The sequence below is a fragment of the Sedimenticola selenatireducens genome, from assembly GCF_963675335.2.
Lineage (GTDB): Bacteria > Pseudomonadota > Gammaproteobacteria > Chromatiales > Chromatiaceae > Sedimenticola > Sedimenticola selenatireducens.
In genome coordinates this window covers 432,675-448,544 of sequence record NZ_CAXXYC010000003.1, presented here as the reverse complement: position 1 = coordinate 448,544, position 15,870 = coordinate 432,675, and the positions used below count along the sequence as shown (strand labels likewise).

Annotated in this window: 14 protein-coding genes; 7 read left to right on the top strand and 7 right to left on the bottom strand. The window is 56.5% G+C overall.

The features are described 5' to 3' along the window. Nucleotides 1–569 precede the first annotated feature (569 nt). The 5 genes from ACHZBF_RS05835 (at nt 570) to moeA (ending at nt 5,458) form a co-directional block, all read left to right on the top strand. Nucleotides 570–1,376 carry an ABC transporter substrate-binding protein gene (locus ACHZBF_RS05835; protein WP_321527897.1) on the top strand — a complete coding sequence of 269 codons (807 nt, stop codon included), beginning with the start codon at nt 570–572 and terminating at the stop codon, nt 1,374–1,376. A 6-nt stretch (nt 1,377–1,382) separates the two neighbouring features. After that, nucleotides 1,383–2,084 (top strand): ABC transporter permease, encoded by a 702-nt coding sequence (locus tag ACHZBF_RS05830; RefSeq protein WP_029132932.1) that lies wholly within the window; start codon nt 1,383–1,385, stop codon nt 2,082–2,084. Continuing rightward, nucleotides 2,081–2,809, top strand: coding sequence for an energy-coupling factor ABC transporter ATP-binding protein (locus tag ACHZBF_RS05825; protein ID WP_321527896.1), 729 nt, complete (start codon nt 2,081–2,083; stop codon nt 2,807–2,809). Before ACHZBF_RS05830 ends, ACHZBF_RS05825 begins: the two co-directional genes overlap by 4 nt. Before the next feature lie 60 nt (nt 2,810–2,869). After that, nucleotides 2,870–4,057 (top strand): putative sulfate/molybdate transporter, encoded by a 1,188-nt coding sequence (locus ACHZBF_RS05820; protein ID WP_321527895.1) that lies wholly within the window; start codon nt 2,870–2,872, stop codon nt 4,055–4,057. Between the two features lie 135 nt (nt 4,058–4,192). Next, entirely contained in the window at nt 4,193–5,458 is a 1,266-nt protein-coding gene (gene moeA, locus ACHZBF_RS05815) for a molybdopterin molybdotransferase MoeA (protein ID WP_321527894.1), read from the top strand. Nucleotides 5,459–5,702: 244 nt separating this feature from the next. Here the strand turns inward: moeA and ACHZBF_RS05810 are convergent, their stop codons facing one another. Further along, nucleotides 5,703–6,185 carry a GNAT family N-acetyltransferase gene (locus tag ACHZBF_RS05810; RefSeq protein ID WP_321527893.1) on the bottom strand — a complete coding sequence of 161 codons (483 nt, stop codon included), beginning with the start codon at nt 6,183–6,185 and terminating at the stop codon, nt 5,703–5,705. Nucleotides 6,186–6,322: 137 nt separating this feature from the next. Beyond that, nucleotides 6,323–10,624 carry a PAS domain S-box protein gene (locus tag ACHZBF_RS05805; protein ID WP_321527892.1) on the bottom strand — a complete coding sequence of 1,434 codons (4,302 nt, stop codon included), beginning with the start codon at nt 10,622–10,624 and terminating at the stop codon, nt 6,323–6,325. A gap of 488 nt (nt 10,625–11,112) precedes the next feature. On the opposite strand from ACHZBF_RS05805, the gene ACHZBF_RS05800 reads away from it, so the two are divergent. Then, on the top strand, nt 11,113–11,487 hold the full coding sequence (locus ACHZBF_RS05800; protein WP_273439139.1) for a glutaredoxin family protein: 375 nt from the start codon (nt 11,113–11,115) through the stop codon (nt 11,485–11,487). Nucleotides 11,488–11,562: 75 nt separating this feature from the next. On the opposite strand, the gene ACHZBF_RS05795 is transcribed toward ACHZBF_RS05800, so the two are convergent. After that, nucleotides 11,563–12,018, bottom strand: coding sequence for a TlpA family protein disulfide reductase (locus ACHZBF_RS05795; RefSeq protein ID WP_321527891.1), 456 nt, complete (start codon nt 12,016–12,018; stop codon nt 11,563–11,565). A gap of 143 nt (nt 12,019–12,161) precedes the next feature. Beyond that, complete coding sequence (locus ACHZBF_RS05790) at nt 12,162–12,581, bottom strand: hypothetical protein (RefSeq protein ID WP_029132925.1); 420 nt, start codon at nt 12,579–12,581, stop codon at nt 12,162–12,164. 205 nt (nt 12,582–12,786) lie between these two features. Here ACHZBF_RS05790 and ACHZBF_RS05785 point away from each other — a divergent pair, with 205 nt between their 5' ends. After that, the gene (locus tag ACHZBF_RS05785) at nt 12,787–13,140 is read left to right on the top strand and encodes a hypothetical protein (protein ID WP_321527890.1); all 354 of its coding nucleotides are present in this window, start codon (nt 12,787–12,789) and stop codon (nt 13,138–13,140) included. A 15-nt stretch (nt 13,141–13,155) separates the two neighbouring features. On the opposite strand, the gene ACHZBF_RS05780 is transcribed toward ACHZBF_RS05785, so the two are convergent. The 3 genes from ACHZBF_RS05780 to ACHZBF_RS05770 all read right to left on the bottom strand — a co-directional run bounded on the left by ACHZBF_RS05780 (nt 13,156) and on the right by ACHZBF_RS05770 (nt 15,866). Continuing rightward, complete coding sequence (locus ACHZBF_RS05780; protein ID WP_321527889.1) at nt 13,156–13,788, bottom strand: trimeric intracellular cation channel family protein; 633 nt, start codon at nt 13,786–13,788, stop codon at nt 13,156–13,158. A gap of 136 nt (nt 13,789–13,924) precedes the next feature. Then, nucleotides 13,925–15,112: an acetyl-CoA C-acyltransferase family protein gene (locus ACHZBF_RS05775; RefSeq protein WP_321527888.1), complete on the bottom strand. Its 1,188-nt coding sequence runs from the start codon at nt 15,110–15,112 to the stop codon at nt 13,925–13,927. A 373-nt stretch (nt 15,113–15,485) separates the two neighbouring features. Continuing rightward, nucleotides 15,486–15,866: a heavy-metal-associated domain-containing protein gene (locus tag ACHZBF_RS05770; protein WP_273439144.1), complete on the bottom strand. Its 381-nt coding sequence runs from the start codon at nt 15,864–15,866 to the stop codon at nt 15,486–15,488. Between the last annotated feature and the right edge of the window lie 4 nt (nt 15,867–15,870).

Here is a 15,870-nt window from a genome sequence, read left to right as displayed (position 1 = left end):
CAGTCGATATCCTGTGTTACCTCTGCTGATTTCATCCTGTGCGCCCTCCACACGTGACAAACAGCCAGTTTTAAATCTGTTGTTCTGTTTATTGTGATTTAAGTGACGCGCCTCCTTGTTCACCCGTTCCATTTCAATCCTGCTTTTTATTATTAAAAGAATATAGAAGAAGAAAACCTGAATGGCGAGCCGTATTTGTGTACTAAGCTATTTATTTCGTTATGTTTTTTTGCGCATAACGCATGCATCCGACATTCACAAGCAATCACCCGGCGGTCGCTTTTTTCCTCCAATACAAAACCCTGGTATCGACACTGTATTTGACACACATTGTTGGCCATATGCGCTATGTGCTATAAAGCATAACGTTGAGCCGTTCATTTATTTCAACTGCAACTGAATGACCCGAGATCGGCGCTTGCCCATGCCCCGAAAAGCACTGAAAAGATTGCCCGGGAACAATCTTCAACCGGGAGCGATGAGGGCCGGTAACGACCGGATAAACCGCCCACAATAAAACCTGCGACCCGAGCGCCGTATTTTTACCCCAATCAAAAGGACCAGTACCCATGTATAAGAAAATCCGCCTGCTATTCTCCCTCTGCCTGCTCTGGTCACTGGCAATCGCCGTCCAGGCTGCGCCGCTCCGCATGGCCACCACCACCAGCACGCAGAATTCCGGCCTGCTGGACATTCTGCTACCCGCTTTTCAGAAACAGACCGGTATCGAGGTCCATGTAATCGCCGTGGGGACCGGTAAGGCGCTGAAAATGGGCCGCGACGGTGATGTGGATGTGGTGATGGTTCACGCGGTAGCCGCGGAAGAGAAGTTTGTTGCCGAGGGTTTCGGCACCGATCGTGTCCAGTTCATGTACAATGATTTCGTCATCGTCGGCCCAAACAATGACCCCGCCGCTATCAAAGGCGTCAAATCCGTCACCGAAGCCATGACCAAAATCCAGGACAGCCAGTCCAAATTCATATCCCGCGGAGATGACTCAGGCACCCACAAGAAAGAACAGGCACTCTGGAAAGCGGCTAATATCCAGCCGAATGGCAGCTGGTATATCGAAGCCGGTCAGGGCATGGGCAAGGTATTGCAGATGGCCAGCGAACTGGATGGTTATACCCTCACCGACCGGGGCACCTGGCTCGCCTACAAGGGCAAGGTGGACATGTCGTTGCTGAATGAGGGCGACAACCAACTGAGCAATCCCTATGGTGTGATCGCGGTCAATCCGGCAAAACATCCCGACACCAACTATGCGGATGCAAAAAAACTGATCGACTGGGTCAGTTCGCAGGAAGGGCAGGAGCTGATCCGGGACTACCGCCTGCATGGAGAGCCACTTTTTATCCCACTGTTGTTGAAATAGGCAATAATGGAATCACTGAGCGCTGCAAGTTACCAGGCCCTCTATCTGCTGTTCACCGGGGATAGTTCGCTCTGGACCATCATAGGCATCTCTTTCAGCGTCTCGGTGCGTGCCCTGCTGTATGCCGCTCCATTCGGCATACTGACCGCTTTTGTCCTGGCCTACTTCCGGTTTCCCGGCCGGCGACTGCTGGTGTCCATATTCAATACCGCCCTCTCCATCCCCGCCGTAGTGGTCGGACTGACACTCTACATCCTGCTCTCCAAAGCGGGGCCGCTGGGTGCATGGCGGCTGCTGTTCACCCAGGACGCCATGATCCTGGGCCAGATGTGCCTCTGCTTTCCCCTGCTGGTGGCCATGGCCCACTCCGCCCTGCAGGCGTCGGACCGGCGGGCCTGGGAGACGGCCCTGACTCTGGGCGCCAGTCCCTTGCGGGCACTCCTGACCATCCTGCATGAGACGCGCTTCGGTCTGATCGGCGCTCTGGTGGCCAGCTTTGGACGCATCATTGCGGAAGTCGGCAGTTCCATGATGCTGGGTGGCAACATCCTTAATTACACGCGCAATATCCCCACCGCCATCGCGCTGGAGACCAGCAAGGGGAGCTTTGCCGAAGGCATTGCGCTCGGCATGGTGCTACTGTTCATGGCGCTGTTTCTGAATATCCTGCTTGGCCAGGTACAGGGAAAAGGTGAAGTGATCCAATGACCCTTGATAACAACCGTCCCTGGCTGAAGCTGCAGAAACTCACTTTTAATCGGGGTGAACGCACCATTCTGAACAATCTTTCACTCGATTTCCGGGCCGGCGAACTGACTCTGCTCACCGGCCAGAACGGTTCGGGAAAGACCACCCTGCTGCGTATTCTGGCCGGGCTGCTAAAACCCCGACAGGTGGGATTTGAGATCGCCGGCAATCAGCGGAACTGGCGCCAGAGCTACCGTTATCTGCGTGAGCAGATCTGTTATCTGCACCAGCACCCCTATCTGTTTGACTGCTCGGTCTATGACAATATCGCCTATGGCCTGAAACGGAAAAAACTGGGCCGGCAGGCGATCGGGGCCAAGGTTGCCGAGGCGCTGGAGCTTATCTCCCTGGAACACCTGGCAAAACGCAACTGCCACGAACTCTCCGGGGGGGAGAAACAGCGGGTGGCCATCGCACGCGCCTGGGCGCTCTCCCCGCGGTTGATGCTACTGGACGAGCCGGTCTCCAACCTGGACAAGCGCTCGCGGGGAATCTGCTACGATCTGATCAATCAGCTACAGCAACAACAGATTGGCGTAGTCTATACCAGCCACGAACCACAGACAGGAAAACTCAATTTGAGTCGGCATATCCATCTGTATGACGGCGAGTTGAGTACCAAGCCACTGCAGACCACCTACCCGCCGACCGTCATTGACCTGGTGAAAGAGCGCGCCGGCAAGTAGTTTTCCCGGGAGTGATTCGCGGATGATCCGCGCACAAGAGTGAGTTCAGGACGGAGACGAATGCAGATAGGTTCTTACCGGTTCGACCGGAGCGAATTTGCCGGGTCACTGGGAGATCTGGGAACGCTCATACCCCTGTCCATTGGACTGGTAACGATCAATGGCCTGAGTTTCAGCTCTGTGTTCCTGTGGGTCGGTCTGTTTTATCTGCTCTCCGGTGTCTATTATAAATTGCCCATACCAGTCCAACCCCTCAAGCTGGTCTCGGCTATCGCCATCGCTTTCCCAGAGAAAATTTCATTGCCGGTAATTTCGGCTACCGGCCTGCTTTTTGGCGGTGCGCTGATCCTTCTGGCCTTTACCGGCCTGATTGACTGGCTGGCAAGACTTTTCACCAAGCCAATTGTTCGCGGTATCCAGCTTGGCCTGGGTTTCATCCTCATGATCAAGGGAATCGACTTCATCAGCAGTCCGGAGCTTCTAATGCAGGGTGCTGGCGACACCGCATCCCTGGGAGGCATTCCGGTCAATCCGCTACTCGGCCTGGCGGCGTTGATCCTGGTCCTGTGCCTGATTGCCAGCCGGCGTTTTCCGGCGGCCCTGGTTGTGGTGGCTGCAGGAATAGTCATCGGCATTCCATTTGGCTCCCTCAGGGGGTTGGAGTGGAGCTTCGGCCCCTCGACCATGGGCCTTGTTACCCCGGATGTGGACGACCTTTTCACCGCCCTCTTCCTGCTGGTTCTTCCACAACTGCCGCTCACCATCGGCAACGCCATCATCGGCACCACGGATACCGCAAGGAACCTGTTTGGAACCGGCAAGCAGACTGAGAGGGTGTCGAACCGCAGCTTTTCGTTCGGTATGGGATTGACCAACATATGCGCGGGACTCATGGCCGCCATGCCCCTCTGTCACGGTGCCGGCGGCCTGGCTGCCCATTACCGATTTGGCGCCAGAACCGGTGGCTCAAACATCATGATCGGCCTGCTCTTTGTTCTGATCGCCCTCGGTTTTGGTGGTATCGGCATCGCTCTGCTGTCTGCCATCCCATACGCGGTTCTGGGTGTGCTGCTGCTCTTTGCCGGCCTGGAACTGGCACTGCTGATCAGGGATATCACGGAGCGGCAAGAACTCTTTATTGCCTTTCTGATCGCCGGCATCAGCCTGGCCACAACAAATATGAGCATCGCCTTTGTCTGCGGGATCATTGTCTCCCGGCTCCTGCAGTGGAGGGGAATTAAAATTTAGCGCCCAATGAGGGATGACACCGTTTTTTCAGGGATTCCTGATTTAATCGGAATGGATTGGTTTTCACCCTTATAATCCGGTAATTTACCGTTCCGACCACGCCTTTTTTCACTCACAAGACCATGGACAGAGACCATGACCGATAGCAACAAACCCAGCGACTGCTGCATGGACGCGACTGACAGTTCAATCAGTGCCGGCGATGCCTTGAAAATGATAATGGCCAGGGTCCGGCCGGTTGACGGCATCGAGGCGGCGCCATTGCGCAATGCCCTGGGACGCGTACTGGGCCGCCCCATCGCCTCACCGATCAATGTGCCGGCCTATCGAAACTCCGCCATGGATGGCTACGCTCTGTTCGGCAAGGATATACCCACCGAAGGCACACATCGGCTGAAGGTGGTCGGTAGCGCCTTTGCCGGTCAACCCTATCAGGGAGAACTCAACCGGGGCGAGTGCATCCGCATCATGACCGGCGCCAAGGTGCCGGAAGCGGCCGATACCGTGATCATGCAGGAGTGGGTGGAACGGGACGGTGACACGGCGATTATCGATCCCCGCACCAAGCCTGGCGCCAATGTGCGGCAGGCCGGCGAGGATATCCAGGCCGATGCCGTAATCCTGCGGGAGGGTGACGAGATCGGCCCGGCTCAGCTGGGACTGCTGGCCTCGCTGGGCATCCCCGAAGTTGCAGTACGCCGCCGCGTACGCGTGGCCTTCTTCTCCAGCGGGGATGAGATCCGCAGTATCGGCCAGCCACTGGAAGAGGGACAGATCTACGACAGCAACCGCTACACCCTGTTCGGCATGCTCACCGAACTGGGCGCCGACGCTATAGACATGGGTGTGATACCCGACCGGGCGGACGCCATACAGGAAGCCATGACCCAGGCCGCCGGAGAGGCCGACCTGGTACTCACATCCGGCGGCATCTCGGTGGGCGAGGCGGATTTTATCGCCGAAGCGATCCAGCAACTGGGCGAAGTGCACTTCTCCAAGGTGGCGATCAAGCCGGGGCGGCCGCTCACCTTCGCCCATATCGGCAACGCCTGCTTCTTCGGCCTGCCGGGCAATCCGGTGGCGGTGATGATCACCTTCCTGCAGTTCGCCCGGCCGGCGATCCAGCGTTTGCAGGGCAAGTGCGAACGGCTCTCCCCCACACTCCGGGTGAAGGCGGGATCACCGCTGCGCAAACTGCCGGGGCGCACCGAATTCCAGCGCGGCATCCTGTCCCTGGATGACGCGGGCGAACTGGTGGTGAAGAGTTCCGGGCGCCAGGGCTCGGGCGTGCTCAGTTCCATGAGCAGTGGAAATTGCCTCATCCGGCTATCCGATGAGACCGGCAATGTGCAGGCGGGAGACCTGGTGGAGGTCCAGCCGTTCGATCTGCTGCGGCATTGATCGGGTCTGCGGGAAGCGGGCTGTAAAGCCGCGAAGGGACCGGTTTGGCTATGAGCCGGTTTCCATCGGCCCGGGGCGGGCCTCCTACAGGTGATTTTTGGGTAAGCGGCGCCCTCGCCGCAAAGAGGAATGTGGGGGCACCCCCCGTGGTTGCCCAACCATGCACCCATATCACAATCGGGCAGGCACAGGGGCCTGCCCCTACGAAATGGGATCAAATCCAAGCCGGTACCGCCACACACCCTCAATCCAGTTTCTTCTCCCAGAACAGCGCCCGCCCCGTCACCGGGTCCAGTTCATAGCCGGCAAAGCCGGCGCTTAGATATGCCGCCTGGGCCGGCCGGTTGCCCTCCAGTACTTCCAGGGTCAGTTTGCAGCACCCGCGCGCCTGGGCATGGGCTTCCACCTGTTGCAACAGTTGCCGGGCAATACCCTGTCCCCGGTAGCCATCCATTACCACCACATCATGGATATTGAGCAAGGGCCGGCAGTTGAAGGTCGAGAATCCTTCAAAGCAGTTCACCAACCCCACCGGACGCTCACCGGCAAAGGCAAGAAAGCTCACCGCATCCTGGCGCTTGTGCAGTTCGGCCGCCAGGTTCCGGCGGGTGGACTCCGCCAGCGGCTGCCCGCCACCCATCGGATCACGGGCATAGGCATCCAGCAGTTCAACCAGCGCGCTGGCGTGCCGGATTTGTGACAGATCGGCCTGAATAATTTCAATCATACTACCACTTTATCTCCTGACAGTCGGACGCGGGCAGAAGGCTTTAGACTGCTATCCATTCCGAGACCCTGGCTTCTCCAGGATACCCTCACCCATGCACCCACTCCGACCCTACAAGAACAAGCCGGAGCCTATTGTCAACTCATAAAAAACCGCTCCAGGGCCTTCGCGGTTATCGGCTTGCTGAAATAGTAGCCCTGGGCAAAGTCGCACTTCTCGGCCTGCAGTATGGTAAGCTGCTCCGCATTCTCAACCCCTTCCGCGATCACCTTAAGACCCAGGCTGCGGGCCATGGAGATGGTCGCCACCACCAGTTCCCGGTCGTCCGGGTCGGAGGTGATGTCACGGACAAAGCTACGATCAATCTTCAACGTGTCAAAGTGGTAGTGACGCAGGTAGCTGAGCGATGAATAGCCGGTGCCGAAATCATCCATGGACAGGGAGATACCGAGATCCCGCAGACCATTGAGTATCTCGACTGAGTTGATCTTCTCGCTCAGCAGCACATTCTCGGTCACTTCAATCTCAAGAAACTTACCCGGCAGCTGGTACTCCTTGAGGATCGTTTTGACCATGGTCAGGAAATTTCCATCCTTAAACTGTACCGGCGACACGTTCACCGCCACCCGGAAGGTCTGATGGTGCTGATCATGCCAATGGCGCGCCTGCTGCACGGCCTGCCGCAACACGTACTCACCGATCTGTACGATACGCCCGGTACGTTCGGCAATCTCGATAAACTCGGTTGGTGCAACCTGACCGAGCCTGGGATTGTTCCAGCGCAGCAGCGCCTCGGCACCGACAATACCCTGGCTATAGATATTCACAATTGGTTGGAAGTGGAGATAGAACTCGTCATTATCCAATGCCGTATACAACTGCTCTTCAAGCTCCACCCGACGCGACACGTCCTGGTTCATCGCATCGGTATAGAAATTGAACACATTACGTCCGATCGATTTTGAGTAATACATCGCCGTATCCGCATTGCGCAGCAGTATCTTGGCCGTATCACCATCATCGGGATAGATCGATATCCCGATACTGGAGGTCAACAGAATCTCCCGGTCACCGAGACGGAATACCGTCCGGAATGCCGCCAGGATCTTTTCCGCAACCCGCATGGCATCACTCTTGTCATGCAGATGAGCGAGCAGCACAATAAACTCATCCCCACCCAGTCGACCCACGGTATCCTCTTCCCGTACTGCCCATTTGACCCGACGTGCCGCTTCTTCAATCACCTGGTCGCCCACCTCATGACCAAGGGTGTCGTTCACTTTCTTGAAGTCATCCAGATCGAGGAACAGTACTGCCGCCTGATGATGTTCCCGATGGGCGGTACGAATAATCTGGGAAAGCCGATCCAGGGCCAGAAACCGGTTGGGCAGCCCGGTCAGGCTGTCAAAATGTGCCTGATGCAGGATCTTCTCCTCCTGCACCTTACGCAGGGTGATGTCCTCCTTCACCGCCAGATAATGACGAATCCGGCCCTGGCTGTCGAAAATGGGCGAGATATGCGCGTACTCCCAGAACAACGAGCCATCCCGGCGCTTGTTCTGGAACTCACCCTGCCAGGATCTGCCACTGGTAATGGTCGACCAGAGTTCCTTATAGACTTCAGCCGGTGTATTGCCCGAGCCCAATAGCCGGGTATGCTGGCCGCACATCTCCTCAGAGCTATAGCCGGAAGAGCGCTCAAAGCCCCGGTTGGTGTATTCGATCACACCGTCCAGACCGGTAATCACCACAGAGACCGGACTCTGCTCCATCGCCTGGGAGAGAGTGCGAATAGTCTCCTCGGTGCGCTTGTTCTCGGTAATATCGGGATAGGTGAAGATACCGGCGATGTGGCTTCCATCGTCACCATAGATCGGGGAGGCATTTGCCAGCACATAGGTCTCCACCCCATCCGTCCGCCGGATTATCATCTCCTTGCTGCGCGTAACCCGTTGCTCCACCATCGCCCTCACCAGCGGGGTATCCCGCACATCAATGGGTGTACCGTCGGGGTGCAGCATCTCCCAGGTACGCACAGTCGGATTCAGCAGCTCCCCATCGATAAAGCGAATCTTGTGCTGCTGTGCCTCAGTCGCACCGGTAATCCGCTGTGCTTCCTGATTGGCCAGGGTCAGAAACCAGTCCTGCGCCGAACCTTCACACAGGGTTATGGCAAAGGGCGCCTGATCGATCACCGCGTGCAACAGGGTATTGGTCCGTTGCAGTCTGAGTTCAGCGTTCCGGCGGTCGGTAATATCCCGCAGTGCAGTGACACGGACCGTCCGATCCTGATAAGGCATGGAGCGGCCGCGGATCTCCGCCGGGAAAGTGGAGCCGTCCTTGCGTAGTGCCAGCACCTCGTAAGGCTCGGTACAACCGTCCAGTATATTCTGTCTTACCAACTCCCGTGACTGCCGGGCCACCCACTCCAGAATAGACCGCCCAAGCACCTCCGCCAGGCTATAGCCGAAGAGCTTTTCCGCAGCTGGATTCTGTCCCAGACAGACTCCCTCCTCAGAGATGAAGATCGCCTCGAATGCCGCCTCAGACAGCGCCCGAAGATGTGCTTCGCGCTGCATGAGCGCCTGTTTCGAGGCGATTTGCTCGGTAATGTCATGGGCGATTCCGAACACCAGACCGTCCGCCAAGGGCACCACGCTCAGTTGAGCGGTCCTTGCTGTACCGTCCGGGCGGAGGTAGATCACCTCACCCATGTCACATGTAGCCTCTATCTCTTGCACCCGATTGCGACGCTCACTGGCACCCGCAGGGCAGACGTCGGACGTGGTCAGGGTAATCAACTCGTCGACAGAACGGCCGGTCAGCTTTTCTGCGGCCTTATTGGCATCGAGATAGTGACCGGTCTGCGGATTCAGCAGAAAAATAGCGTCATTGGACCGGGTAAACAGCGAATGGAACCTGGCATCGCTGTCGGCCTGTGCCTGCTGGGCGTTGATGCGGGCACTGATATCGTTGAAGGTCACCACCGCTCCAACCACCTTGTCATGGAGACGCATGGGATAGGCACGATATTCCACCGGCATGCATTCACCGTCGGCGGTACAGAATACCTCGTGCTCCCTGTAGACCTTTTTTTCACTGTGGACTGCTGCCAGTATCGGAGAACTGTCTCTTTCGTAGGGTGTGCCATCAGAGTGACAGTGATGAATGATATCGAACAGGTGTTTTCCCAACAGATCCCGGTCACTCGGGTATCCAAGAGTCTCAACACAGGCTATGTTGCAAAAAGTACAGCTTCCCTGCAGATCAATTCCAAAAATGCCGGCACCGGTAGAGGCCAGTAGCAGTTCGATTTGCTCATGCGATGCGATCAGCTCATGAGTGCGCACCTCCACTTCATTTTCCAACTGGCGTTTGGCAGCTATCAGCGCAGTCTCGGCCTGGCGCCAGCGTTTACCGACAGAGTTGACAAAGGCCAGACCAAAGCCGGCAAGATTAAGCAGAATCAGGGCGGTAGTGGCAGTAATGGCATTGGAGCGGGCTTGGACACTGCTTAACAGGGAACTACGATCACGCAGCGCAACCATACGCCACCCCGATGCCAGCGGTACCGTAAAAGCGTGACGCACGCCTCCCCCATCCGGGTCTTTAATCACCCGGTAACTGGTCTCCACAATATCATCGGGCGCAGACACTGCCAGCAGTTCGCCCATTTCCGGCCGCTTCCGGAATGCTTCCCGTTGGTCGGGGATGAGCCACTGCTGATTGCTATGCCCCACCAGTCCGCCTTTGCGATCAAGCAGAAAAAGCTCATCAAATGCAACAATATCAATACGTTGTATCAACCTGGCGACATGATCCAGGTAAAATACCCCTCCCAGATGTGCAGTGATCTCATCACGGGAATTCTTTATCGGCGTGTTGATCACCACGATCAGCCGACCATCGGCCCCAACGAAGCTGTCAGAGACCACTGTACTGCCGGTGCGCAGGGTCTCCCTGAAATAGGCCCGGTCACTCATGTTGTATTTTCTGACCCCGCGCTGAGCATCGAACGGCTGGGCCAGGTAGTGATCCCCATTGGCCGTCAGCAGGAAGAGAAGGGAAAGATCGGCATTCTCTTTCCTCAACCGTTCCAGGATCTGACGCTTCTCCTGTTCAAACGATTCGGCCACACCACCGATAGCTTGTTCAATGTTGTCAGGATTCAGGGGCTGCCGGAACTGGGGCAATCCGGCTACCAAGCGCAGTGTTGCGGCGGCTTTTTCTATTTTCTGGTCAATCCGCCCGGCCAGCGCCTTGGCCAACGGGAGATTCTGTTCGCGCCAGTTCTGAACTGCTTCCCTTTCCAGCGCGATATGCAGATAGATGGAAACGACCAGCACGGCGAAAACGGCTATTACGCCACTGATCAGTATGATCCATTTCAGGCTGGTCAACTCAGACCGTGGCAGGACCGTCTCTTTCTCAAATTGCATGGATTAAGGCAGGGTAAACAGGAGTCATAAATATGCGCTAACCAACCAAGTTTCTATTCAGGCCTTCCGTGGCGACGACTTTTGTTCGGATAATGGTAGAGGGTGGCATAAATCCACCTCATTTAGCCAGATATTATCTTGTCGCTGATTTTACTTATCATAATCGGAGCGTCGGACAGAGCGTACCATGAACTGTATAAAATCTCTCCAAAAAACAAGGAATCTCTTTCAGCTGCTCACCACATGTCAACAGGTACGAATACTCTGTGCCGGGTCCGGCATCGAGAGGGACTCATAATATTTTGGATAGCGACGCTTTCCAGACCATATCTCGGCTGGCAATTGCATGAAGAGCGGTATTAATTGCCAGAGTCGCCATCGCCTCACACAGATGGCCTGCAATGGAAAAGTACTGAATAATCCATGGTTTTTTTGCTTTCCACGCATGGTAGGATTCCGCGCTTCCCTGATCATGACCGGAGTACTGAATGGCAATTATTCGCTGGATTCTTGGACGTCTTATTCTGCTTATTGACGCCCTCACTACCCCCCGCGGCGTCACACGCTCAACGGAAGATCAGGCGGCGCTGGACAGGCAGACAGCAAATCTCTCTCTCTACCAGTTCAAGGCCTGCCCGTTCTGTGTCAAGGTACGCCGTTTTCTCAAGCGGCACACACTGCGCATCGAAACCCGTGATGCCAAGGGCGACGCACAACATCGGGAGGCGTTGCTGACGGGCGGTGGAGAGATCAAGGTTCCCTGCCTGAGGATCGAGGATGAGCGGGGTGGCAGTCGGTGGTTGTATGAATCATCCGAGATCATGCGTTATCTGGAAGAGAGATATCTGCAGCCAGACGCCTGAGGACGAAACTCGCTTCAGGGACGCGGCAAATCCCGGGAGGCACCGCCCCGGCACCCGAGTATGTCTATCCGGAGGTTATTCCCTTTCCGCCAATTCGATCAGCCGATGAATGATCTCATCGCTGTCCCATTCACGCAGCCCCATGGCACGATAGATAATTCGACTTCTCTTATCCAGTACAAAGGTCGCCGGTATACCGGAAAATGACCACTGTTGTGACGCTTTTCCATCCTGATCCAGCAAGATGGGAAAAGTCACCCCGCTCTCCTGGAGAAAGCGCCGAACCATCTCTGGATCATCCTGCATCGCTACCGCAAGCACCACCACACCGGCAGGTTTGAGCCTTTGCCAGGCCTTTTCCAATGCCGGCATCTCCCTGCGGCAGGGGGCACACCAGGTCGACCAGAAGTTGATCACAACCACCTGACCCTGATAGTCGCTCAACTGATGCATGGTCCCATCAAGCCCGGGCAGAGCCAGTCCGGGTGCGGAAACGACGGGAGTCGCCTGTTCCAGCTGAAATAAACGCATGGAATCGCCGGCTGGGTGACCGGCCTGAAGCAGCGTGCCATAAAACGCCAGCAAACTAGTCAGGACGAACCCGGTCAACCATTGCCAACGGATGGATATATCAGTCGTCGCAGTCGTGCCATCACTTTTTCCAACCGATTGATTCATCGCAGTTCCTGTGGCCACTGCCGCTGCTGTTCAAGTCGAGCCTTCCGCTGCTTTTCCCGCGCCATCTCCAGACTCCATTCAAGCTGGTATTCCCCCTCCTGTTTCACCCAGAACTCATCCGCAGCAATCGCCGACAGTTTGTCACTAAACTTGCCCTCGACCCTGACGTGTTGCAACACAAACTTCAATTTGGTTCGCCAGTCCATATTCGTGATATAGAAGTAATTTCCATCCGCGGTCTGCACCACAAAGTCACGCTCCATCAGCACGTGGGGATCATCCTTGTCGGTCGGGCACATCTCGCCTTTTGAGGCGCAGCCCAGACCATTCATGCGCCCCTCGATACGATCAGCCCATCCGACACCAGGGATCAGAAGCAGCAGCAGTATCCAGCGGAATCGATTTGTGGTTTTCATAGTCAATCATCTGGGTTTTCGGCCAAGCGCCTGGCACAGGATTACAACATTTTCCGGTGTCACTTAATAAGGACCAGAATATCATGGTAATTATTTCATCAACTACTAATTATCGTACCGTGCGGCCTATCCAGCCTGACATGCAACATTCGCTATTTTCCGCCATAATGAACGGCAGTTTCCGACCTGCCAAGTGAGTCGCTGTATGACAACACCCCACATCCAGACCGCCATACCCCAGAGACGCTACCAACTCGGTTCCTTTCTGGTCAATATTCTGAGCGATATCAAAACCGATGATCCCGTTGAATACTGCTATATCATGGCGCTGATTGATGAAGGCGAACAGGAACCCTGCCTCTACGTAACCGCCGAAGTCAATCCGCCGGCACAACGCCAGCAGGGACGTTATCGTATCCGGGTAGTGCTGGATGAACAGGAGAAAGAGATGGGTTCCGCCGACGAGTGGGGCGATATTGAAAACTTTTCCATCTTCAGCATGGGTATCGCCGCTAAACTGTATCAGCTGAGCGACGAAGAGCCGAAACGACTGGCATAACCCGCCGTCCGGCTTTCAGCCATCGGGACGCCGATATTGCGGCAGTTTGAGCCCGAATACAATGGCCGCCGCACGCAGACCAAAGCCGACAATAAATGCGCCAATGGTCGAGAGGGTTTCACCCACATGCACCATCTGCAGTAGCAGATAAGTGGTGGCACCGGCAACCGCTGTGGTGACATAGAGCTCACGGGAAGAGAGTATCAGGGACTCGGAACAGAGCACATCGCGGATAATGCCACCGAAAGTGGCGCTCATCACCCCCATACAGACGGCTATCAACGGTGATGCCCCCTGAGCAAGCGCGATGGCGGTACCGGTGATACAGAAAGTGGATAGTCCGATAGCATCCATCCAGATCAGTGCCCGGTAACGGGAAGTTAGGTAAGGGGCCAGAAAATAGGTGGCCACCGCAGCGACCAGACAGATCATCACCATTTCGGGCCGCTGCACCCAGTACACCGGGGTTGCCCCCAGCAACAGGTCGCGCAGTGTACCGCCGCCCAGCCCGGTGACACTGCCGATCAACAGGAAACCGAGGATATCCATCTCCTTTCTGGCTGCTTCCAGTGAACCGGATACAGCAAAAACTGCAATACCGAACAGGCCTATCCAGTTGATGATACTGCCCAAGTCCAACCCGGTCATGGATTCCGCGTCCGCCTGTTCATAATTCCACCGGGTTACCCATCGGATTCAGTGAATGGCACCCTGGGCCGCACCGCCTCGGGACGGTGGGCCCATCTATTTCATCCACTCAAAATGGCGGCAGATGAGCGACAGATCAGATCCGCTCGAAGGCGGCCGCAATCCCCTGCCCGCCGCCGATACACATGGTCACCAGGGCATAACGGCCACCGCTACGATGCAGTTCGTGTATCGCCTTGGTGGTCACGATACTGCCGGTGGCGCCAATCGGATGGCCCAGCGAAATACCACTGCCATTGGGATTGGTCCGGTCCATGGGCAGACCAAGATCACGACAGACCGCAATTGCCTGGGCGGCGAACGCCTCGTTCACCTCCAGCACGTCGAAGTCCGCCACTTTGAGACCGGTCCTATCCAGCAGACGCTTCACCGCGGGTACGGGCCCGATACCCATATAGGCCGGTTCACAGCCGGCGTGGGAGTAGCCGACCAGCCTGGCCAGCGGCTTGAGACCTTTAGACTCGGCATATTCCGCAGTCGCCACGACGACGGCCGACGCTGCATCGTTCAGGCCGGAGGCATTGCCGGCGGTGACACTACCCTCTTTCTTGAATACCGGGCGCAGTTTCGCCATTCCCGCCATATTGGCGTCGGCACGAAAATGCTCATCCCGCTCAAACAGGGTGGTGCCCTTACGACTCTTTAGCTCGACCGGAACGATTTGATCCTTGAAATAGCCCTTCTCCCATGCCTGGGCGGCGCGACGATGGGACTCAACTGCCAGCGCATCCTGTTCTTCGCGGCTGATGCCCCACTTCTCGGCGATATTTTCTGCCGTCACACCCATGTGGACCCCTTCAAACGGGTCGGTCAGCGCACCGACCATCATATCCACGATCTGTGCATCACTCATGCGCGCCCCCCAGCGCAAGCTGGGTGCAAGATAGCCCGCACGGCTCATATTCTCCGCCCCGCCGGCCACGGCAACATCACAGTGACCAGTCTCAATCTGCTGAACCGCAGAGACAATCGCCTGCAGACCACTGCCACACAGCCGGTTCAGGGTGAATGCGGGGGTCTCCACCGGCAACCCGCCGGTAACCGAGGCATAACGCGAGATATACATATCCCGCGGTTCAGTATGAATCACATGCCCCAGTACCGTATGCCCAACATCAGCCGGCACCACACCGGAACGCTCTACGGCGGCACGCACCACGGTAGCGGCCAGATCCGCCACCGGAACATCCTTCAAGCCGCCGCCATAACTGCCCACAGCGGTTCGTACTGCACTCAATACAACAATCTCTTTCATCGTGCTCATATCCGCTTTCCTTACGTTATTCAGGGAAAATAAATCGCTATCATGCTTCCGGCAGCAACGGGCGAGCCCTGGACGTCATGCCATCCCTGACTACTCTAGAGGAGCCAAAGCGGCTAATGCAAGCTGGTTTAACAGGGGCTTATATTGACACCGGGCGAATAACATAATTGGCCGCATGGCTGCAAATCAAGCGCCAGAATAGGGGATTGCGTGCGAACAAATTATCAAAGCGGCCCGGCCCAAAGAGCGCTGTCGAAAACAGATGCACGATCTCCGTCCATGAGGAAGGAGGTAAACGGGGTCGGTGGAACCACGGATTTAACGGCAGTTCCATCAACCCCTGTCTGTAACGACCCGGCACAACCGGCCCGTATTATTTTTTTCGCGACCGGTCAGGGGCAATTCCCTTCGGATTACTGCAACAGGGTGGCTCCGGCGCATGGGCGTTCTCCCGGGCATTGCGATCCAGATACTGAAACCACCCCGCCTTCCTGACCGACCACCAGCTATCCGAGGCCGGAAACCCGATCGACTCCAACCGCTCCAGGATCTGCCGGAAGTCAATCCTGGTCTGGTCGTAGGTGACCCGAATCCGCCTGCGTCCCGGAACGATCTGTACCAGACGGATTCCGTCCAGCGCGGACAGGGATTGCTCCAGCAAAAGACCATCCGCCTCGTGGGAGAGTCCGGGAACAGCGATCCAGTGCCGGGTATCCCAGACGCCACGCATCTTGATAAATTGATCCCTGCTCATGGCG